The sequence below is a fragment of the Oribacterium sp. oral taxon 078 str. F0263 genome (assembly GCF_000469565.1).
GTDB lineage: Bacteria > Bacillota > Clostridia > Lachnospirales > Lachnospiraceae > Oribacterium.
In genome coordinates this window covers 26,514-46,481 of sequence record NZ_KI273104.1, presented here as the reverse complement: position 1 = coordinate 46,481, position 19,968 = coordinate 26,514, and the positions used below count along the sequence as shown (strand labels likewise).

Sequence of the window (19,968 nt, the reverse complement as noted above, 5' to 3'; positions counted from 1 at the left end):
GCCTTGTTTTATGTCATTTTCCTCTGTCTTGTTTCTTATTGGATCTGGGATTTTATCCGGAATGGAAAGTTTCGGACCTATCTCCCCTGACTTTTATTTTTCTTTGACAACGGGATTTGGGGCTTTTGACAGCCCTCTTTTCTTATGCTAAAATTTCAAGGATTATGTAAATGCCGAGGCTTCGGCGCCCCTCTCCGGGCCGCGGTCTTTTTTGCCGGGGGAGGGGATCCGCAGAGGATTTTTGGGGGAAATCATGAAGGGAATTATATTGGCCGGAGGCTCCGGCACGAGACTTTACCCGCTCACGAGGGTGACATCCAAGCAGCTGCTTCCGATCTATGACAAGCCGATGATCTATTATCCGCTCTCCGTTCTTATGAACGCCGGCATCCGGGATATCCTCCTGATCTCCACGCCGATGGATACGCCCCGCTTCGAGGAGCTTCTCGGTGACGGATCGCAGTTTGGCATCCGCTTGAGCTATGCTGTACAGCCCTCTCCGGACGGGCTCGCTCAGGCCTTTCTGATCGGGGCGGACTTTATCGGCGGGGATCCCGTCGCGATGATTCTCGGGGACAATATTTTCTCGGGTCACGGCTTCCGGAAGATTCTGAGAGAGGCCTCCGCGAAGGAGAGAGGAGCGACGGTCTTCGGTTACTATGTGGATGATCCGGAGCGCTTCGGCATCGTTTCCTTTGATGAAAAGGGGAAGGCCGTCTCCATTGAGGAGAAGCCGGAGTTTCCGAAATCCAATTACGCGGTGACGGGACTCTACTTCTACGATAATCGGGTCGTCGACTATGCGAGGAAGCTGAAGCCCTCCGCGAGGGGGGAGCTCGAGATCACGGATCTGAACCGAAGCTATCTCGAGCAGGGTGAGCTGGATGTCTCTCTCCTCGGGCAGGGCTTTACCTGGCTGGATACGGGGACGCAGGAATCCCTGGTCGATGCCACGAACTTCGTCCACACGATCGAGACTCATGAGCACCGGAAGATCGCCTGCCTGGAGGAGATCGCCTATCTGAATGGCTGGATCGACCGGGACAGGGTCGAGAGTGCCTACCAGATGTACCGGAAGAATGAATACGGCAAGTATCTGAAGGATGTGCTGGACGGAAAGTTTATCGTACAGGACTGAGACTTTGCACAGGATTGAGCCTTTACGCGGGGCAGAGGCGGGATATCAGAGAGATCCGGAGGACTGCGGGCAGTATCCGGAGAAAAGAGGAAAAGAGGATGAAATATATCGTGACCGGCGGCGCCGGCTTCATCGGCGGGAATTACATGCATTTTGCGGTCAATACCTATCCGGAGGATCAGTGGATCTGTCTCGATAAGCTGACCTATGCGGGAAACCTGGAGACGCTTAAGCCGCTCGAAGGGAAGCCGAACTATCATTTTGTGAGGGGGGATATCGCGGACAGGGAGTTCATCTTCTCCCTCTTTGAGAAGGAAAAGCCGGATTTTGTCATCAATTTTGCGGCGGAGTCCCATGTAGACCGCTCTGTGACGGATCCGGACATTTTTGTCAGGACCAATGTGATGGGAACCGTCACCCTGCTGGATGCGTGCAGAAGCTTCGGAATCCGGCGCTATCACCAGGTTTCTACGGACGAGGTCTATGGGGATCTTCCGCTGGACCGCCCGGATCTTTTCTTTACAGAGGAGAACCAGATCAAGGCCTCCTCCCCCTACTCGGCCTCCAAGGCCAGCGCGGATCTTTTCGTCATGGCCTATCACAGGACCTTCGGGATTCCGGTCACGATCTCCCGCTGTTCGAATAACTACGGGCCCTATCATTTTCCGGAGAAGCTGATCCCGCTTGTGATCTCGAGGGCGCTGAAGGAGGAGAAAATCCCTGTCTACGGAAACGGGGCGAATGTCCGGGACTGGCTCTATGTGACGGATCACTGCAGGGCGATCGACCGCATCGTCCGAGAGGGGAGATCCGGGGAGGTCTACAATATCGGCGGACACAATGAGAGGAGCAATCTGGAGGTCGTAAAGACGATTCTCCATGCGCTCGGAAAGCCGGAGAGTCTGATCGAGTATGTGAAGGACCGCCCGGGGCATGACCAAAGATATGCGATGGACCCCGCGAAAATAGAGAGAGAGCTCCACTGGGAGCCGGAGTACAGCTTTGATACGGGGATTCCCGTGACGATCGACTGGTACCTGAAGAACAGGGAATGGTGGGAGCACATCATCTCCGGAGAGTATCAGAAATACTTCGAAGAGCAATATAAGATCTGAGATCTTTGCTTTTCCCTTCCGGACTCAAGACAGCTCTGGAAGGGCTGCGGCAGGATGAAGGGAGCACGAGCCAAGGAGGGGAAAATGAGAGTTCTTGTGACCGGTGTCGGAGGACAGCTCGGACACGATGTGATGAATGAGCTGTTCCGGAGGGGGATCGAGGGCGTGGGATCCGATCTGTCGCCGGAGTATAACGGAATATCGGACGGGTCTGCCGTGACATCGATGCCCTATCTTTCGATGGACATCACGGATCCGGAAGCGGTGTCCCAAGGGATGTCGGAGCTCTCTCCGGACGCGGTCGTTCACTGCGCCGCCTGGACGGCAGTGGATGATGCGGAGGGTGCGGACAAGGTGGAGAAGGTCATGCGGATCAATGCGGAGGGCACGCGCTTTCTGGCGGAGGCCGCGAAAAAGGCGGGCGCGAAGTTTCTCTATCTGTCCACGGACTATGTCTTTGACGGAAGAGGGGAGAGGCCCTGGGAGCCGGATGAGAAGGATTATGCGCCCCTCAATGTCTACGGGAAGAGCAAGCTGGAGGGGGAGCTTGCGGTCTCAGAGATACTGGAAAAGTATTTCATCGTGCGGATCGCCTGGGTCTTCGGACTGAACGGAAAGAATTTTATCCGGACCATCCTGAATGTCGGGAGGACGCATGAGAGTGTGCGGGTCGTCAGTGACCAGGTTGGCACGCCGACCTATACTTTGGATCTTGCGAGACTTCTGGTCGATATGATCGAGAGCGAGAAATACGGCTATTATCACGCGACCAATGAGGGCGGCTACATTTCCTGGTATGATTTTGCAAAGGAGATCTACCGCCAGGCGGGCCTTTCGACAAAGCTCATCCCTGTTACGACGGCGGAGTATGGACTGAGCAAGGCAGCCCGTCCCTTTAACTCCCGCCTGGATAAGTCGAAGCTTTTGGAGCAGGGCTTTCAGCCGCTTCCCGATTGGAGGGATGCGCTCTCCCGCTATCTTTCGGAGCTCACGGAACACTGAACACGGAATATTCCGGAAGGGAACTGCTTCTGTCAAGGCAGATCCGGGCTGGATGGCAGGCTGATCCGCATAAATTCGACGGGACAGGAGATTTGGCGGGACAAGAGGATCGATCGGCGGCGCTGCGGTAAGTGCCTTCGGTGCAGGACGTTCTCGCTCCGGCCGCCTGCTCTGTCCGGCAGCACGGGGGACTTATTTTGAAAAGTGGCGCTGCGTGCCGGGCCGGCTCCCGGATTGGCACTCAGCGGCAAAATGCCGGTAGGTACCTCAAAGTGCCGGTATGTACTTTAAAATGCCGGCGGCTGCCTATAGGGGAAGAGGAAAGTCCGGACCGGGCGGCGGAAAGCCTGCCTTGTGAAGGCCTGCCGACGGCACGGGGGCTTTGTCGGCCGCGGGAGGGGAATCGCAGGAGAACTCTCAGCGTAGGAGGAGAGAGAATGGGAAAATATTTTGGTACCGATGGATACCGCGGTGAGGCCAATGTGGATCTCACGGCAGATGCGGCCTTCCGGGTCGGGAAGTTCCTGGGATGGTACTATCAGAAAAAGGGAAGAGCCAGGGAGAGATGCCGGATCGTGATCGGAAAGGATACGAGGAGATCCAGCTACATGTTTGAATACGCGCTTGCTGCGGGTATCACGGCAGCGGGCGCGGATGCTTATCTTATGCATGTGACGACGACCCCTTCTGTGAGCTTCATCGTCCGTTCCGAGGACTTTTCCTGCGGTGTCATGATCTCGGCCTCCCACAATCCCTTCCAGGACAACGGCATCAAGGTCATCAATGAGAACGGGGAGAAGCTCGGGGATGAGGTGATTGAGGAGATCGAAGCCTATCTCGACGGCAGGACAGCGGAGATCCCTCTTGCGAAGGGAAAGGCGATCGGCAGGACAGTGGACTTCGCCGCGGGGAGGAACCGTTACATCGGCTATCTCATCTCCCTCGCGACGAAGTCCTTTAAGGGAGTAAAGGTCGCACTCGACTGCGCAAACGGCTCCGCGAGCTCCTGCGCAAAGGCGGTTTTTGATGCTCTTGGCGCGGATACCCATGTGATCTCCGGCGAGCCGAATGGCTTTAATATCAATGAAAACTGCGGTTCGACCCATATGGAGAGGCTGCAGAACTTCGTTCTGGAGGAGCACTGCGACCTGGGCTTCGCCTATGACGGGGACGCCGACCGCTGCCTCGCCGTGGATCACGAGGGCAGGCTTGTGGACGGGGATCAGATTCTCTATCTCTGCGGAGCTTATATGAAGGAGAAGGGGCAGCTTCCGGGAAATACCATTGTCACCACGATCATGTCAAACCTCGGCCTTTACAAGGCGCTCGACCGGCTCGGCATCCGCTATGAGAGGACGAAGGTGGGGGACCGCTATGTCTATGAGTCCATGGCGGAGAACGGCTATGGTCTCGGCGGGGAGCAGTCCGGGCACATCATTTTTCTAAGGCATGCGACGACGGGGGACGGTATCCTGACCTCTTTAAAGATCATGGAGCTCATCCTCGATAAAAAGAAGACCCTGCATGAGCTCTGTGAGGATTTTACCGTTTATCCGCAGGTCTTAAAGAATGTGCGGGTTTTGGACAAGGAGAAGGCGGAGGAGGATCCCGCCGTCCGTGCGGAGCTCAGAGCGCTCTCCGAGAAACTGGGAGAGGAGGGAAGGGTTCTGCTTCGCGCCTCCGGCACAGAGCCGCTGATCCGCGTGATGGCAGAGGCAAAGACAGAGGAGGAATGTGAGGACTGCGTGAACCGCCTTATCGCCGTGATGGAAAGATCGGGGCTCACGATTTAAAGGCAGGACGGCGGAGAGCTCTTTTTGCGCCGGCAGGCTGTATTTTCGGGAAGGGCGGAAGAGAAACGGAGGGAAGAGGATGCTGAATTATCAAAGGTACAGAGGGTTCCCCATTTTCCGGTATCCAAAGAGAAGCTGGACGGAGCGGGAGATCGAAAAGGCTCCGATCTGGTGTTCCGTCGATTTAAGAGACGGAAATCAGGCCCTTGTGGAGCCGATGAGCGTGGAGGAGAAGCTCGAATTCTTTCAGCTTCTCGTGAGACTTGGCTTCCGGGAGATCGAGGTGGGCTTTCCCGCCGCGAGCCAGATCGAATACGATTACCTGAGGAATCTGATCGAGCGAAAGCAGATCCCGGAGGATGTGACGGTACAGGTTCTCGTGCAGTGCCGTGAGGAGCTTCTCGATCGGACCTTTGAGAGCCTTGTGGGGCTCGACAAGGCAATCGTCCACATCTATAATTCGACCTCTGTCCTTCAAAGGGATGTCGTCTTCGACAAATCCCGGGAGGAGATCAAGGAGATCGCGCTCCGGGGTGTCGAGATGGTGAAGCGGCATGAGAAGGATTTTTCCGGGAAGGTCCGCCTGGAGTATTCCCCGGAGAGCTTCACCGGCACGGAGATGGACTATGCTCTTGAGATCTGCAATGCGGTTATCGAGGCCTGGGACGTCCGCCCCGGACGGGAGATCATCATCAACCTCCCCTCTACCGTGGAGATGCACAGCCCGAACGTCTATGCGGATCAGATCGAATTCATGTCCCGGAACCTTAAGAGGAGAGATTCCGTCATTCTATCCATTCATCCCCATAATGACAGGGGAGAGGGGGTCGCTGCGGCGGAGCTCGCTCTCCTCGCGGGGGCGCAGAGGGTGGAGGGCACGCTCTTTGGAAACGGGGAGCGGACCGGCAATGTAGACATCCTGACCCTGGCCTATAATATGTTTTCGCAGGGGATCGATCCGAAGCTGAATCTCGAGAACATCCGGGAGATTCAGGAGGTCTATGAGAGATGCACGAAGATGAGCATCCCGCCGCGGCATCCCTACGCCGGGAAGCTCGTATTCACCGCTTTCTCCGGCTCTCACCAGGATGCGATCAACAAAGGCCTCCGGGCGATGCGGGAGAGAAAGGGGACGATTTGGGAGGTGCCTTATCTCCCGATCGATCCCGCGGATATCGGGAGAGAGTACGAACCGGTCGTCCGCATCAATTCGCAGTCCGGAAAGGGCGGGGTCGCCTTCATTCTGGAGGACCGCTTCGGCTACCGCCTGCCGAAGGGAATGCAGAGGGAGTTCGCGGATTACATCCAGAAGATCTCCGAGGAGCAGGGAGAGGTTTCGCCCGAGCAGATCTTCGAGGTCTTCCGGATCGAGTATCTGGAGAGCCGGGAGCCGATCGAGTTTCGGAATGTCCGCAGCACCGATATTGAGAATGCGGACGGGAGCTACACCACCTTCGCGGATGTCACCTACAGAAATGCGGGCCGCCTCCACGAGTTCAGCGGCTCGGGCAACGGACCGATCGCGGCGGTGCTCTCCGGTCTGAATAAGGAGCTCTCCATGCAGGGAAAGGTCCTGGACTATTCCGAGCACGCGCTCAATGCGGGCTCGGATTCCAAGGCTGTCTCCTATATCCACCTCCTGGATGAGGAGAGCGGAAGGAGCAGCTACGGCGTGGGCGTCTCCTCAAATATCACGCGCTCCTCGATCCGCGCGCTCTTTGCCGCGGTGAACCGCCTTTTCTATCCGGAGGAGGCAGAGGAGAGCGGGAGAAGAAGAGTAAAGGAAGCGGAGGAGAAAAAGGCTTGAATATCGTTTATGCCTCGGATGACGGCTATGCCGCCTGTCTTTCGGTCTCCATCCTTTCCCTTATGGAGCACAATGAGTCAGAGGAGCTCTGCTTTCACATTCTCTCCGACGGCATCTCGGAGGAGCACCGCCGGATGCTCCGGGAGGAGATCGAGGATGAGGGAAAGAGCGTCATCTTCTATGAGCTTTCGGACCTCTCCGGGGAGCTTTCGGAGAGGGTCCCCGGCATGGATACCGGAAGGTTCCGCACGACGACGCTCGCCCGCCTTCTCATGGGATCGATCCTCCCGGAGACGGTCACAAAGGCGCTCTATCTGGATGCGGACACCGTCATTCTTCAGTCGATCCACGATCTCTACCGCACAAGGCTCGGACAAAAGGCGGCGGCGATGGCGCCGGAGCCAAGCATCTACCCGGCGCACAGGGATTTTCTGGGGCTCTCTCCGGAAGAGCCCTACTGCAATGCGGGGGTGCTTCTCCTGAACCTCGCCCTTTGGAGGGAGGAGGGCTGTGAGGAGCAGTGCTTTTCCTACTACCGTTCGATGCAGGGAAGGCTTCCTTTTAATGACCAGGATATCCTGAATGCGGTTCTTCGGGGGAGGCTTAAGCTTCTCCCGCAGCGATATAATTTCTTCAGTAATTATTATTACTTCCGCTTTCGCTCCTTCCTCTCGCGTTCCCCCTGGTACCGCTCCTGCGAGAGCGAGGAAAGCTTTTGGGAGGCGAAGCATCACCCGACTATCGTTCACTTTGCGGGGGATGAGCGCCCCTGGCTTTTCGGGAATCGAAGCCACTACCGGAGGGCCTATGACTATTTTCTCTCGAGGACTCCCTTTTCCGGCAGAAGGAGGGAGAGAGGGCGGGAGCTCTATCTGCAGCTCTACCACGGGATGAACCTGCTGAGCTTCTGTTTCCCGGCTCTTCGCTTTAGGATCGGGGATCGCTATTATAGGAAAAGCTTCCAGAGAGAGGCGGAAAAGGAAACGACGGAGAGGCAGGGCGGAAGATGAAGCTTGCGGCAGTGCTTTTAAATTACAATGATTACGAGGGGACGAGGGCGCAGCTGGACAGAATCCGGGACTTCTCCCTCCTCTCCCGGATCGTGATCGTGGACAATCACTCGACCGATGGAAGCGGGGAGAGGCTGAGAGAGCTCGCCGGAGGGAAGATCTGCTTCCTTTCGAGCTGGAGGAACGGAGGATACGGGAGCGGGAATGACCTCGGCATCCGCTATGCCGCAAAAAATCTCGCAGCGACACATATCCTTGTCGCAAACCCGGACGCTGTCTTCTCCGAGGACTGCCTCGGGGATATGGCGCGGCTTTTCATCCAAAAGGAAAAGGCGGGGGCTGCGAGCGCTGTGATGTGGGACCGGCAGGGGAGAGCGCAGAAGACGGCCTGGCCGCTCCGCGGCTTTTTGCCGGAGCTCCTGAATTCCGGACCGGTCTGCCGGAGGCTTTTCTCTCGCTTTATCGACTACCCGCCCTCCTTTTTCCGCGGAAGAGGGGCGGTGAGAGTCGGAGTCCTGCACGGCTCTCTCCTCCTTCTCTCCGCCGAGGCCTACCTTCGTTCCGGAGGCTATGACCCGAAGGTCTTCCTCTATGCCGAGGAGAATATCCTGGCGCGGAGACTCTCGGAAAGGGGCTATGAGAGCTATCTTCTCCGGGGACAGAGCTATTACCATGAAAATTCCGGGACGATCTCTCGGAGCATCCGCACTCCGACGGAGCGCCAGAAGCTTCGCCAGGAATCGGAGCGCTACTACTACAGGCAGTACCTCGGGATCAAGCTCCCGGGGCAGCTCCTGACCCTGCTCTTCCAGTGGATCGTCCTCCTCGAGACCCGGCTTCTGGAGCGGCTCGGCCTGCTTCGCTGAAGGGACGGAATTCTGTGTGGCGGGGGTTTTACTGTACGGTCTCGATTGCCTTGCTTTGCCCGCTTTGTTTCGCCCCGTCCCGGCACCTGGATGTACATAAGCAGGCCGTCTGGCGCCCCGGCACTTAGCGATTTGGCCCCGTAAATCGCTTATGTGCCGCTGGCTGCGCCAGTCGGAGCGAGAGCGTCCTGCGTTGGCCATCCGGGGGCTGGGACGGCCAAGCCAAAGACAAAAACTGTTTTTTGGCAGACAGAATCAATGAGCGTGCGATGGGCGGACTGAGATCCGGAAAGGAGGGAGGAGCTGACAATGGTCCGAATTCTGCTGTGCAGCTATAACGGGGAGCGCTACCTCCCGGCTCAGCTCGACTCCATTCTCTCTCAGAGGACGGAGGAGGACTATGAGCTCCTGATCTCGGACGATTGCTCCGGGGATGGGACGAGAGAGATCCTCCGCAATTACCGGGAGAGGCGGCCGGACAGGGTCCGCCTCCTCCTAAGAGAGAGCCCGAGCGGGGGAGCGTGGCGGCATTTCCTGAGCCTTTTCACGGAGGGCTATGCCGCGGGGGCGGATTATATCATGCTCTCTGATCAGGATGATGTCTGGGAGCCGGAGAAGCTTTCGGAGAGTCTGGACGCGATGCGGAAAATGGAGAGAAGCTGCGGGGCGGCGCTCCCGCTCCTGGTCCACTGCGATTCCCGGCTTGTGGACGGAGAGCTCCGGGAGATCGCTCCTTCCTTTACGGCCTACCAGAAGATGAGTCCCGAGAGGGACAAGCTGGCGCAGCTCCTCGTACAAAACCACGTGGTCGGAGCTTCTGTGATGATAAACCGCGCCCTCTCGGATCGGATCAGGACGATGCCGGAGCGGATTGTCATGCATGACCAGTGGATTGCGCTCATCGCGGCTGCCTTTGGGAGGCTCCTCTACCTTCCGAAGCCGCTCTATCTCTACCGTCAGCACGGGGCCAATGTCCTCGGCGCCGAAAAGGGATCTTTATTCTCGGAGCTTTTCGGGAGGCTTGGGATCGGGCGGAAGGACGGAAGGAGCAAAAGAGAGATGGACGAGCATTCCCGCGCGGTTTATGCCGCTCTTTTTGAGCAGGCGGAGAGCTTCCTTCGGATTTACGGGGAGGAGCTCAGGCCGGAGCAGAGGAGGCTTCTCGAGGATTTTCTCAGAATCAAAGAGCAGGGGAGACTCGGGAAGATAATCAATATATTAGGGCACGGCTTCACCTATAATTTGCTGCACCGGACGATCGGAGAGCTGATCTTCATCTGAGGGGAAGCTGCTTTTGGGGAGGGGCGTCTTTGGGATCTTTGGGAAAGGAAGAGATTTTTTCGGAGGCAAGGCGGAAGGCGGGGGAGCCGGGGCTTCCCCTTATCAGCGTCTGCGTCGTGACCTATAATCACAGGCCCTATCTTTCCGACTGCCTGGACGGGATTTTAAAGCAGGAGGGGGATTTCCGCCTCGAGATCCTGATCCATGACGACGCCTCGGAGGACGGGGCGAGGGAGCTGATCGAGGATTATGAACGGCGTTTTCCGGAGATCATAAAGCCGATTTTACAGACAGAGAATCAGTACTCGAAGGGAAAGACGAATATTACCGGGATCTTCAACATCCCGCGCGCGAGGGGAGAGTTCCTCGCAGTGATGGACGGGGATGATTATTATTGCGATCCCCGAAAGCTTGAGAAGCAGATCCGATGTTTTCAAAGGGAAAAGGAGCTCGTATTCTGCTTTCATTCTGCGAAGGTTCTCCTCCCGGACGGAAGCTTCGGGAATTCCGCTTTGATGCGGCCCTACCGGGGAAGCCGGATCTTAAGCGGCGCAGAGCTTGTGGACCGAAGAGGCGGCGCACCCTTTGCGAGCTTTTTTTTTCGGAGGGAGATCCTGGAAACGCTTCCGGATTATTATTTCGACTGCCCGGTGGGGGACCGGCCCCTGGAGTGGATCGCGGCGAGCTGCGGAAAGTCCTTTTATCTGGATGAGCCTCTCTCCGTCTATCGCTTTCAGCACAGCGGCTCCTGGACGAGGGAGCAGGGGGAAGGGGAGAGAGAAAAGAAGCAGAGGAGATACCGGGAGGCGATGGAGAAAAGCTTCCTGGAATTTGACCGGGAGAGCGGCGGGAGATTTCATCCGGAGATCGAGAGGGCGATCGGAAGGCTTCGCTTCTTAAGTTATGTAAATCTCCGGGATTTTCCGGAGATTTATCGGAGAGGAAACAGGGAATTCTATCGGGAGCTCAGTCTCCGGGACCGCTTCTTTTTGCAGTTTGAGAGAAGGATTCCGGGGCTTTACCGCGCGATGCAGGAGAGATTTGGGCAGGGGATCGGATAGGGCTTTATAGGAGTGCCGGAATTTCGCAGCTTGGACTGCGGAAAAAGTGATGCGCGGAAACGGCAATTCGGCAGGGATCTTCGTGATCGCGGATTTCGATGAGGGACGGGGAGACATTTTCCGGGGGCCGAGAGACAGAGAAACGGGAGGGATATGGCGGGAGAGAATCTGAAATCGAAGGTAGTGAACGGGCTTTTCTGGAAGCTTTTGGAGCAAAGCGGCTATCAGGGAGTCCAGGTGCTGGTCGGGATACTGCTTGCGCGCCTTCTCACAAAGGAGGAGGTCGGAACAGTCAGCATGATCGGCATTTTCATCACGATCGCAAATACCTTCGTTCAGTCCGGCTTCGCGACGGCTCTTGTACAGAGAAGAAAGGTGAGCGAGGAGGATTATGATTCCGTCTTCTGGATCTCCATGCTTCTCTCTCTCGGTTGCTTCCTCCTTCTTTTTTTGCTTTCGCCATTTGTCGCCGGCTACTACCGCGTGAAGGCACTCTGTCCGATGCTCCGCGCGATGGCTCTTGTCCTTTTCCCCGGGGGCGTCATCTCCATTCAGACCGCCTGGATCTCCCGGAACCTTCAGTTTCGCGCCCTTTTTCGCGCCACCATGGGCGCGGTCCTTCTCTCCGGGGCAGCCTCCGTATCCATGGCCTTTCTGGGCTTCGGGGCCTGGTCCATGGCCTGGCAGCAGCTGATCTACTACTTCAGTCTGATGCTTTTTCTCTTTTGGGATCTCCCCTGGCGCCCTCGCGCGCTTTTCCGTCTCCGCTCCGTGGAAAAGCTCTTTTCCTTCGGCTGGAAGATCCTGGTCTCCGGACTCATCGATACCGTCTGGCAGAACGTCTATGGCCTTGTGATCGGCCGGAAGTACTCCCTCTCGGAGCTCGGCGTCTATAATCGGGGGGAGATGTTTCCGAAGCTGATCTGCGCGACGCTTTCCTCCTCCGTACAGTCCGTCATGCTCCCCGCCTATTCGAAGCTTCAGTCCGACAGGGAGAGGCTTCGTGATGCGGCGCGGCGCTCAATCCGGCTCTCAGCCTTCTTGCTTTTTCCGATGATGGCCGGGATGATGGCGGTCTCCCGCCCCCTGATCCTCTTCCTGCTCACGGAGAAATGGATCTCCGTCGTCCCCTACCTCTGTATCTTCTGCTTTTACTATGCGATCTACCCCATGCACTCGATCAATTTGCAGCTTTTGAATGCGGCGGGGCGCTCCGATCTCTTTCTGAAGCTGGAGCTTTTGAAAAAGGGGATCGGAATCCTGGTTCTTATCGGAAGCCTTCCCTTTGGGATCCTCCCGATGCTTCTTCTGAAGGCAGGGGTCGAATATCTGGACCTCCTGATCAATGCCTGGCCGAATCAGAGGCTGATCGGCTACGGACCGATCCCGCAATGCGTGGACATGCTTCCCTCCGCGCTCTGCTCGCTTTTGATGGCGCTTCCGGTCCGGCTCCTGGAAAATGCGGGCCTTGCGATACTTCCGACGCTTCTCCTCCAGTGCATCGCGGGGCTGCTTCTCTACCCCTTGATCTCCTGGTTCTTAAATCGAGAGCTTCTCCTCTACCTTATCGCTCTCCTCAAGGAGAGGATCGCCCCGGGGAACGGCCAAAATCCCGCCTCTTCGAATCCATGATTTTTTAACGAGCTCCTTGAAAGAGAGAAACGCCCCAAAGAGAGGCCGGGGCGGCTTTTTGCCTGCATCTATTTCATTCGCATGTCTATGGATCTTCGGATAGCTCAGATTTGAAAGCACTTTTGGAGTTCCTTATATTCTCCCAGGGCGAGAATGGTGAGATCTCTCGTTAAGACGAGATTCGGCGTCACCGTGACATTGGTCTTTCCGTCCTGCTTTGTGGCGAGGATATTGATGCCGTATTTTCTTCGGATATCCAGCTCTCCGATGCTCTTACCGACCCAGGACTCCGGGATCTCCACTTCGAAGATTGCGTGCTGCCGGTCGATCTCGATATAGTCGAAGATATGGTCTGTCGTATAGCGCATCGCGGTCCACTTTGCGATCTGCTTTTCCGGATATACGACATGGTCCGCTCCGTTTCGGAGCAAAAACTTCTCCTGCACATCTCTCTCCGCTCTGGAGACGACGCATTTTGCGCCGAGCTCCTTTAAGAGGGAGGTGGTTTCCAGGGAATCCTGGAAATTGTCGCTGATCGTCACGATGCAGATGTCATAGTTTCCGATCCCGAGGGAGCGGAGAAATTCCGCGTTGGTGCTGTCTCCGATCTGCGCGCTCGTCACAAAGGGCATGACCTCGTTGACCCGCTCCTCATTGCTGTCCACGGCCATAACCTCATGTCCGAGCTCGTTCAGGTGGACGGCAATATGCTTTCCGAGCAGCCCAAGGCCGATCAGGAGAATACTTTTCATAGATAAAGTCCTTTCTTTTCATAAGTGACAGGCGTATCGGTTATACGCTTATTCAGCCCACCGCGATCTTTTCCTGAGGAAGCTTCGCGAAGCTGTGGGTCCTCGTGGAAATGGCCGCAAAGATCAGGGTCAGCGCACCGACCCGGCCCAGGAACATAAGGATGATCAGGACCAGCTGGGAGAGGAGGTGGAGCTTTGGCGTGATGCCCAGCGTGACGCCCACGGTGCCGACGGCGGAGGCCGTCTCATAGAGGCAGGCGGAGAGGGGAAGCCTCTCGTATATGCTGAGGATGACAGCGCCCGTAAAGAAGAGCGCGGCGTACATGAAAAAGATGGTCGCGGCGGTCTTTACCGCACTCTCCTCCATCCTTCTTCCGAACATCTGCGCATCCTCCTTCTGGAAAATCGTGGCGATGAAATTTGCCAGGAGCACGACGAAGGTCGTCGTCTTCATCCCGCCCGCCGTTGAGCCGGGGGAGCCTCCGATCAGCATCAGAACGATCTGGATCGCCTGGGAGGGACCGGACATCTTCGAGAGCTCTACAGTGTTGAAGCCGGCCGTCCGCATGGTGACGGACTGGAGGAGAGAGGCCAGGATCCGGGATTGGAGCGGGAGAGATGAGAGATCCTCAAAGAAGAAAAAGGCCGCGGGCAAAAGGATGAGGAAGGCAGTGGCCGTCAGGATGATCTTGCTTTGCAGGCGGTAGCGGTGGATACGGAAGCGCCAGGTATAGATATCATTCCAGGTCAGGAAGCCGAGGCCGCCCAGGATGATGAGGAGCATGATGGTGAGATTTACGACGGGGTTTCCGACATAGGAGCTGATGGAGACAAAGGGAGCGGCGTTCGTTCCGAGTAGGTCAAAGCCCGCATTGCAAAAGGCGGAGACCGAGTGGAAGAGAGCCATCCAGACTCCGCGGATGCCGTAGTCCCGGAGGAAGACCGGGAGCAGAAAAAACGCGCCGAGGAGCTCGATGAGAATCGTGCCCCGGAGGATGAAGCGGGTCAGTCTGACGATGCCGCCGACCTGGGGGGCGGAGATCGCGTCCTGCATGATGCTCCTTTGCATAAGGGAGATCCTTTGGTGCGAGAGCATCGTAAAGAGCGATGCGACGGTGATGACGCCGAGTCCCCCGATCTGGATCAGGAGGAGGATGACGGTCTGTCCGAAGGCGGACCAATAGCTTCCGGTATCCACTACGACGAGGCCGGTGACGCAGACCGCGGAGGTCGCGGTAAAAAGGGTCTTCGAAAAGGGAGTAATCCTTCCGCATTTAGCGGAAAGGGGGAGCATCAAAAGCAGCGCCCCGAGGAGAATGATCGAAAAAAAGCCGAGGATGATGATCTGGGCGCTGGTGAGATAGCGTATTCTTCGCCTGGGTTCAATGGGCATGGGACAGGCCTCCCTTCTCCCGAAGCTTCTGTCCGAGGTACTCAAAGACGGAGAGAAGCAGACAAAGTTCAATCGAGAGGAGACGGCGGAGGGGGACTCGGCGAAAGTCCGCCTTTTTCAAATGTCTCCTCGTCCGAAGGCCCTCCCGGAGCCCGGAGAGGTACTCCCTTCCAAAGCCCTTTTTCCAAAAGAAAAGGAGCTTTATGAAAAAGCCGAGAAGAAGCGGGACGGCATTCAGAAGGAGAAGGACAGGCGGCATATTCTTATAGAGGAGATAGATCGAATTTCTCGCGGAGAGCCGCACCTTAAAGGAATTATAGCGGCTGCCGCTCGTCCCGGAACCGACATGGAGTACCCTGGCGGAGGGCTCATAGCGAATCTCAAAGCCATAGAGCCGGGCCCGGAAGGAGAGGTCGATATCCTCGAGATAGGCGAAGTGGGCTTCATCGAAGAGTCCGGTCTCGGAGAGGAGGGAGAGGCGGTAGATCGCCGCCCCCGCACAGGCGGAGAAGACCGCAGCCGGTCTTTGAAAGCGTCCTTCGGGCTCCCCGTGTCCGCGCTGGAACTGCCAGCCGAGAAGGGTATACTGATCCCCCGCGTCATCGATTGTATCCGGATCGGAGCTTTGCAGCATCCGGGAGGAAAGAGCAAAGAGCCTTCCCCTGCGGTCTTGGTCCATGGCGCGGACCAGATTCTCCACAAAGTCCGGAAAGACCTCGGTATCATTATTCAGGAGTATGGCATAGGAGAAGCCTTTTTGAATGGCAAAGCGGATCCCCCGGTTTACCGCGGAGGAGAAGCCGAGATTCTCCGGATTTTGCAGGAGGATATGGCGATCCCTGTCCTCGGCGGCCCAGTGGGAGAGCCAGCGGAGGCTTCCGTCCGTGGAGCCGTTATCCACGACGATGGTCGAAAACTGATCCGTCGTCTCCCGGTCCAAAGCCGCCATACAGGGCGGGAGAAAACGGGAGCCATTGTAATTTGGTATAATGACGGCAGTTTTCATGAGGATTCTCCTTCTGCTTCTTGTGTCTTCCCGGACGATATCATTGCCTTAAGCTTATAAGGTCTTCCCTCCGCCTTCGCGCCTTCGCGATGCGGAGGAGAGGGCGTGGCAGCCAAGTTTTTCGCATGATCCCGCACGGCTTTGCTGCTTTGCAGCTCCCGCCGTGCTTCCTTTATTCGCATTCCCGCGGAGCTTCGCTCCACTCCATGCTCATAAAGGGGCGCGTCATAAAGTCTTCCCCCCGCCTTCGCGCTGGCGCGATGCGGAGGAGAGACTTTTGACGCTGGGATCATTATAAGCTCATCATATTATTTAATCAATTCCCTGCTGGATATGGGAAATTTATGTTATAATTTAAGAAATTACGATTTTGGTACAGATATTTATTTTCAGGGAGGGACATTCCATGACTTCATTTTCTTTTCCGCTGCCGGCTTTGATCCCCTTGCTCATTGTCCTGCTTGTTTTGCTTTTGCTTTTGAGAGGTTATGTCAAGGCACCGCCCGATAAGGCCTTCATCATCTCCGGTCTTCGGAAGAAGCCGAAGATTCTTGTGGGGCGCGCCGGAGTGAAGCTTCCTCTCCTGGAAAGGCTGGATGTTCTCTACCTCGGGCAGATGACGGTGGATATCAAGACGGAGCAGTCCGTCCCGACGACGGATTTCATCAATGTCAATGTCGATGCTGTCGCGAAGGTCCGGATCGCCCCGGACGGCGCCGGGATCGAGAAAGCCTCCCGGAACTTCCTCAATAAAAAGCCGGAGCAGATCGCTCTGGATCTGCAGGATTCCCTCCAGGGAAATATGCGTGAAATCATCGGAACTTTGACACTGAAGGATATCAATACCAACCGCGATTCCTTCTCCGATCAGGTGATGATGAAGGCGGCCACGGACATGGATAAGCTCGGCATCGAGATCCTGTCCTGCAATATCCAGAATGTGACGGACGAAAAGGGCCTCATCAACGATCTGGGGGCGGATAATACCTCAAAGATCAAGAAGGATGCCGCGATCGCAAAGGCGCAGGCGGACAGGGATGTCGCGATCGCGCAGGCGGAGGCCAATAAGGCGGCGAATGACGCAAGAGTGCTCGCGGATACGGAGATCGCGCAGAAGAACAATGAGCTTGCGATCCGGCAGTCCGAGCTGAAGGTGATCTCCGATACGAAGAAGGCAGAGGCGGATGCGGCCTACGAGATTCAGAAGCAGGCGCAGCAGAAGAATATTCAGATCGCGACGGTGAATGCACAGATCGCGAAGGCAGAGCGCGACTCCGAGCTCAAGAAGCAGGAGGTCGGCGTCATGCAGCAGGCTCTGGACGCCGAGATCAATAAAAAGGCGGATGCCGAGAAGTATCGCGTGGAGCAGGAGGCCGCCGCTGGGCTCGCAAAGCGCCAGAGAGAGGCGGAGGCGAGAAAGTACGAGCAGGAGAAGGAGGCGGAGGCGAAGAAGGCTGTCGCGGATGCGGCGAAGTATTCCGCAGAGCAGGAGGCCGCCGGGATTAGGGCAAAGTATGAGGCCGAGGCCGCCGGAATCGCCTTAAAGGGAAAGGCGGAGGCCGAGGCGAAGAAGGCTGTGGGTCTTGCGGAGGCGGAGGCCATGGAGAAGAAGGCGGAGGCCTACCAGAAGTACAATAACGCGGCCATGGCGGAGATGCTGATTAAGGTGCTCCCGGATATCGCGGAGGAGATCGCAAAGCCGCTCGCCCAGATCGATAAGATCACGATTATCGGCGGAGAGGGGAGGGACGGAGGAGTCTCCCAGATGGCCTCCAATGTCCCCGCCGTGATGGCAAAGCTCTTTGAGTCCATGAAGGAGACGACCGGGATTGATCTCGGAGAGATCATGAGGGCCGGAAGCTATGATGCGAAGGTGAACCGGAACATCCATGTGACGGGACTGGAAAATGCGATCCCCGGCCCGGAAAAGAAGGAGAGAAGCGAGAAGAAGGAGGAAAGGGAAGAAAAGGCGGAGCAGCTGGATACCGAGTAAATGCAGCGGCTGGAAAGGATGCGGCCCGTATTGGGGCCGCGTCCTTTTGTAGATTCCGACGAGGGAACGCCTATGCCGTATCTTGGCCTTATCGCAAAATAAGTGGGAAATAGGATCAGGATCAGCATCAAAGAAGGGACCCCCGACCCGGATCTGAGTCGGAAGCCCCTTCTTTCTTAATTTTTACTTTTCTTAGTCGTGCGGCTCGATCGCACCGGCAGCCTTCTCCCTTGCGGCGTCCGCCTGCGCCTTTGCAACGGCCTGCTTGTCCGCTTCGGACTGCTGCCCTACGATGACGGGATCCGTCGGATCGTAGTCCTGGCTCCTCGGGATTGCTTGATCGATGGCATCCTTTTCCAGCGGGCCCTTGTCCCAGGGATCCGAGTAGATCGTCACCGGGGTTCCGTTTCCGCAGTTATGGTAGACCCAGGCGGCATCCCCCGCCTTCATGCGGATGCATCCCCCGGAGATTGCCTGATCCATGTAGTTATAATTGATCGCATCAAAGGTATGCAGATCCGCCCTCGTGTAGAGGAGGGAGTGGATCAGGAAGCCCTGATAGAAACGGGAGAGGAACTGCGTATAGCAGTCCTGGTGCATGAAGTGCCAGCGGTATTTCTCATAGATCTTGAAATCCCCGAGGGGAGTGTCCGTCCCGCAGCTGATCATAAAGGTCTTGAAGGGGATCGTGAACTTTCCCGCGGAGTCTCTGGCGAGGATGGTGGCGGTGCGGGTCGCCTTGTTGATCCGGACGGCATAGCCCTTCTTCTGTGCGCCCATGACGGGTTCCAGATCCTTGACCGCGATGCCGTGCTCGCTGAAATAGCAGTTATAGCCGTCGATCGCCTTCCAGCCGGTCACGGGAGAGCCGTTTTCGAAGTAGAGCTGGTTGGAGTCCTCGTCGAAGGCCCAGCCGGTATAGGCGTGACCGTCCGCGGTGGCGTAGACAGGAGCACCGCTTTCTGTGCGGGTGAAGCCCTCGTTGTGCTCGTTGTCCAGGAACTTGGAGCCCGGATTTTCGAAGGGGACCTCATTCTTCCAGAGGGCGAGCTTCAGTCCGACGATGTAGCGGTCTCCGCCGATCACACCGCAGGCCTGCCCTTCCTTTGCCCAGTCTGTCATCGTACCATCGTTCAGGACAGCGCGGTAGTAGAGGGTTCCCAGCTTATGCGTATAGCCCTTGATCCGGAACTGGACCGCCTGTACGGTACCCCGGTCCGGCGTCTTTTCCTTGGAGGCCGCCCAAGGGCCCCAGCCGGTGCTGCTCGCATAGGTTCTGTAATACCAGCGGCCAACGTTCTGGTGCTCCAGCATCATACGCTGGAATCCGCCCTCCGCGAAGACGAAGGAATCATTTTTCTGGGTATAACCGTAGTCGATGCGGTCGCCGTTTCCATTATAGACATAGTAGGTTGCGAGCGGGATGAGCTGAAGCACGGGATCTTCTGTCATATCACCCGCGTGTCCGGTCGTAAACCTGGCGCGGAGAGTATCCACATCGACGCTCACCTTCGGAAGGACTCCGTTTACACTGGAATTCGGCTGCTGACTTTGTGCCTGATTCTGCGCCTGATTTTGTCCCCCCTGTCCCTGCTGATTATTCTGCCCCTGCTCCTGCGTCTGTCCCTGGCTCTCCGCCTGCGTGCTTCCCGCGTTCTGCGAGGACGCGGCATTCCCGGAGGAAGCCGCGGATTCGCTGCCCTGAGAAGAGGCACTGCTCTCTACCTGCACAGGCCTCATCCCGCTGATGACATTTGACTTCGCAAGAGCGGGAAGAGCCGCTGCCTGCGAAAGAGCAAAAATCGCGGCAAAGACTCCCGCCTTTTGGAACCTTATCATATCCTTTATGACCTCCTGATTAGTTTTTTTTGAATATTTATCCCTTTTGACCCATATGCCCTCCTATCATACAACGAAATCCGAAAATTGGCTAGCGCGGAAATACAGCCCCCCCGCAGGAGTTTACAATTTGACGGGGATCATATAGAATATGATTCCAGTGTATAAGCTCGCTCCTCCGACTTATGCTCGCATAAGAGAGGAAGAGCAAGCTTAAGACACGCCCCGACATGAGCAGGAAGCGGTGCGAAGCGCCGCGGGAGTGCGAATGGCGGGGCGC

Annotated in this window: 15 protein-coding genes; 11 read left to right on the top strand and 4 right to left on the bottom strand. The window is 56.8% G+C overall.

Features of this window, described 5'->3' with window-relative positions; all coding sequences use genetic code 11:
* Positions 1–253: 253 nt before the first annotated feature.
* The 10 genes from rfbA to HMPREF1986_RS04835 all read left to right on the top strand — a co-directional run bounded on the left by rfbA (position 254) and on the right by HMPREF1986_RS04835 (position 12,705).
* Entirely contained in the window at positions 254–1,138 is an 885-nt protein-coding gene (gene rfbA / locus HMPREF1986_RS04880) for a glucose-1-phosphate thymidylyltransferase RfbA (protein WP_009215426.1), read from the top strand.
* 98 nt (positions 1,139–1,236) lie between these two features.
* On the top strand, positions 1,237–2,253 hold the full coding sequence (gene rfbB / locus HMPREF1986_RS04875) for a dTDP-glucose 4,6-dehydratase (protein ID WP_036599378.1): 1,017 nt from the start codon (positions 1,237–1,239) through the stop codon (positions 2,251–2,253).
* 84 nt (positions 2,254–2,337) lie between these two features.
* Complete coding sequence (gene rfbD / locus HMPREF1986_RS04870) at positions 2,338–3,255, top strand: dTDP-4-dehydrorhamnose reductase (protein WP_036599363.1); 918 nt, start codon at positions 2,338–2,340, stop codon at positions 3,253–3,255.
* A gap of 437 nt (positions 3,256–3,692) precedes the next feature.
* Complete coding sequence (gene glmM, locus HMPREF1986_RS04865) at positions 3,693–5,048, top strand: phosphoglucosamine mutase (protein ID WP_021773662.1); 1,356 nt, start codon at positions 3,693–3,695, stop codon at positions 5,046–5,048.
* 79 nt (positions 5,049–5,127) lie between these two features.
* Positions 5,128–6,855 (top strand): 2-isopropylmalate synthase, encoded by a 1,728-nt coding sequence (gene leuA, locus HMPREF1986_RS04860; protein WP_009215420.1) that lies wholly within the window; start codon positions 5,128–5,130, stop codon positions 6,853–6,855.
* Positions 6,852–7,865, top strand: coding sequence for a glycosyltransferase family 8 protein (locus HMPREF1986_RS04855; protein ID WP_009215419.1), 1,014 nt, complete (start codon positions 6,852–6,854; stop codon positions 7,863–7,865). Before leuA ends, HMPREF1986_RS04855 begins: the two co-directional genes overlap by 4 nt.
* Positions 7,862–8,731 (top strand): glycosyltransferase family 2 protein, encoded by an 870-nt coding sequence (locus tag HMPREF1986_RS04850; protein ID WP_021773661.1) that lies wholly within the window; start codon positions 7,862–7,864, stop codon positions 8,729–8,731. Before HMPREF1986_RS04855 ends, HMPREF1986_RS04850 begins: the two co-directional genes overlap by 4 nt.
* 309 nt (positions 8,732–9,040) lie before the next feature.
* On the top strand, positions 9,041–10,012 hold the full coding sequence (locus HMPREF1986_RS04845; protein WP_021773660.1) for a glycosyltransferase family 2 protein: 972 nt from the start codon (positions 9,041–9,043) through the stop codon (positions 10,010–10,012).
* Between the two features lie 29 nt (positions 10,013–10,041).
* Positions 10,042–11,073, top strand: coding sequence for a glycosyltransferase family 2 protein (locus tag HMPREF1986_RS04840; RefSeq protein ID WP_242837353.1), 1,032 nt, complete (start codon positions 10,042–10,044; stop codon positions 11,071–11,073).
* Positions 11,074–11,226: 153 nt separating this feature from the next.
* Complete coding sequence (locus tag HMPREF1986_RS04835) at positions 11,227–12,705, top strand: lipopolysaccharide biosynthesis protein (protein WP_021773657.1); 1,479 nt, start codon at positions 11,227–11,229, stop codon at positions 12,703–12,705.
* Positions 12,706–12,809: 104 nt separating this feature from the next.
* Here HMPREF1986_RS04835 and HMPREF1986_RS04830 read toward each other — a convergent pair whose 3' ends face one another.
* From HMPREF1986_RS04830 to HMPREF1986_RS04820, 3 genes are read right to left on the bottom strand one after another with little or no spacing between them, the layout of a single operon-like run.
* A complete protein-coding gene (locus HMPREF1986_RS04830) occupies positions 12,810–13,457 on the bottom strand; it encodes a potassium channel family protein (RefSeq protein WP_021773656.1) in 648 nt (215 codons plus the stop codon).
* A 52-nt stretch (positions 13,458–13,509) separates the two neighbouring features.
* A complete protein-coding gene (locus tag HMPREF1986_RS04825; RefSeq protein WP_021773655.1) occupies positions 13,510–14,850 on the bottom strand; it encodes a TrkH family potassium uptake protein in 1,341 nt (446 codons plus the stop codon).
* Entirely contained in the window at positions 14,840–15,856 is a 1,017-nt protein-coding gene (locus HMPREF1986_RS04820; protein WP_021773654.1) for a glycosyltransferase family 2 protein, read from the bottom strand. Before HMPREF1986_RS04820 ends, HMPREF1986_RS04825 begins: the two co-directional genes overlap by 11 nt.
* Positions 15,857–16,262: 406 nt before the next feature.
* Here HMPREF1986_RS04820 and HMPREF1986_RS04815 point away from each other — a divergent pair, with 406 nt between their 5' ends.
* Positions 16,263–17,849 carry a flotillin family protein gene (locus HMPREF1986_RS04815; protein WP_021773652.1) on the top strand — a complete coding sequence of 529 codons (1,587 nt, stop codon included), beginning with the start codon at positions 16,263–16,265 and terminating at the stop codon, positions 17,847–17,849.
* Positions 17,850–18,041: 192 nt separating this feature from the next.
* On the opposite strand, the gene HMPREF1986_RS04810 is transcribed toward HMPREF1986_RS04815, so the two are convergent.
* Positions 18,042–19,688: a L,D-transpeptidase gene (locus HMPREF1986_RS04810; protein WP_021773651.1), complete on the bottom strand. Its 1,647-nt coding sequence runs from the start codon at positions 19,686–19,688 to the stop codon at positions 18,042–18,044.
* Positions 19,689–19,968: the final 280 nt, after the last annotated feature.

Excerpts from the sequence above, each read along its gene's own strand:
- rfbA (WP_009215426.1), top strand. The coding sequence starts at position 254 with ATGAAGGGAATTATATTGGCCGGAGGCTCCGGCACGAGACTTTACCCG.
- rfbB (WP_036599378.1), top strand. The coding sequence starts at position 1,237 with ATGAAATATATCGTGACCGGCGGCGCCGGCTTCATCGGCGGGAATTAC.
- rfbD (WP_036599363.1), top strand. The coding sequence starts at position 2,338 with ATGAGAGTTCTTGTGACCGGTGTCGGAGGACAGCTCGGACACGATGTG.
- glmM (WP_021773662.1), top strand. The coding sequence starts at position 3,693 with ATGGGAAAATATTTTGGTACCGATGGATACCGCGGTGAGGCCAATGTG.
- leuA (WP_009215420.1), top strand. The coding sequence starts at position 5,128 with ATGCTGAATTATCAAAGGTACAGAGGGTTCCCCATTTTCCGGTATCCA.
- HMPREF1986_RS04850 (WP_021773661.1), top strand. The coding sequence starts at position 7,862 with ATGAAGCTTGCGGCAGTGCTTTTAAATTACAATGATTACGAGGGGACG.
- HMPREF1986_RS04845 (WP_021773660.1), top strand. The coding sequence starts at position 9,041 with ATGGTCCGAATTCTGCTGTGCAGCTATAACGGGGAGCGCTACCTCCCG.
- HMPREF1986_RS04835 (WP_021773657.1), top strand. The coding sequence starts at position 11,227 with ATGGCGGGAGAGAATCTGAAATCGAAGGTAGTGAACGGGCTTTTCTGG.
- HMPREF1986_RS04830 (WP_021773656.1), bottom strand. The coding sequence starts at position 13,457 with ATGAAAAGTATTCTCCTGATCGGCCTTGGGCTGCTCGGAAAGCATATT.
- HMPREF1986_RS04825 (WP_021773655.1), bottom strand. The coding sequence starts at position 14,850 with ATGCCCATTGAACCCAGGCGAAGAATACGCTATCTCACCAGCGCCCAG.
- HMPREF1986_RS04820 (WP_021773654.1), bottom strand. The coding sequence starts at position 15,856 with ATGAAAACTGCCGTCATTATACCAAATTACAATGGCTCCCGTTTTCTC.
- HMPREF1986_RS04815 (WP_021773652.1), top strand. The coding sequence starts at position 16,263 with ATGACTTCATTTTCTTTTCCGCTGCCGGCTTTGATCCCCTTGCTCATT.
- HMPREF1986_RS04810 (WP_021773651.1), bottom strand. The coding sequence starts at position 19,688 with ATGATAAGGTTCCAAAAGGCGGGAGTCTTTGCCGCGATTTTTGCTCTT.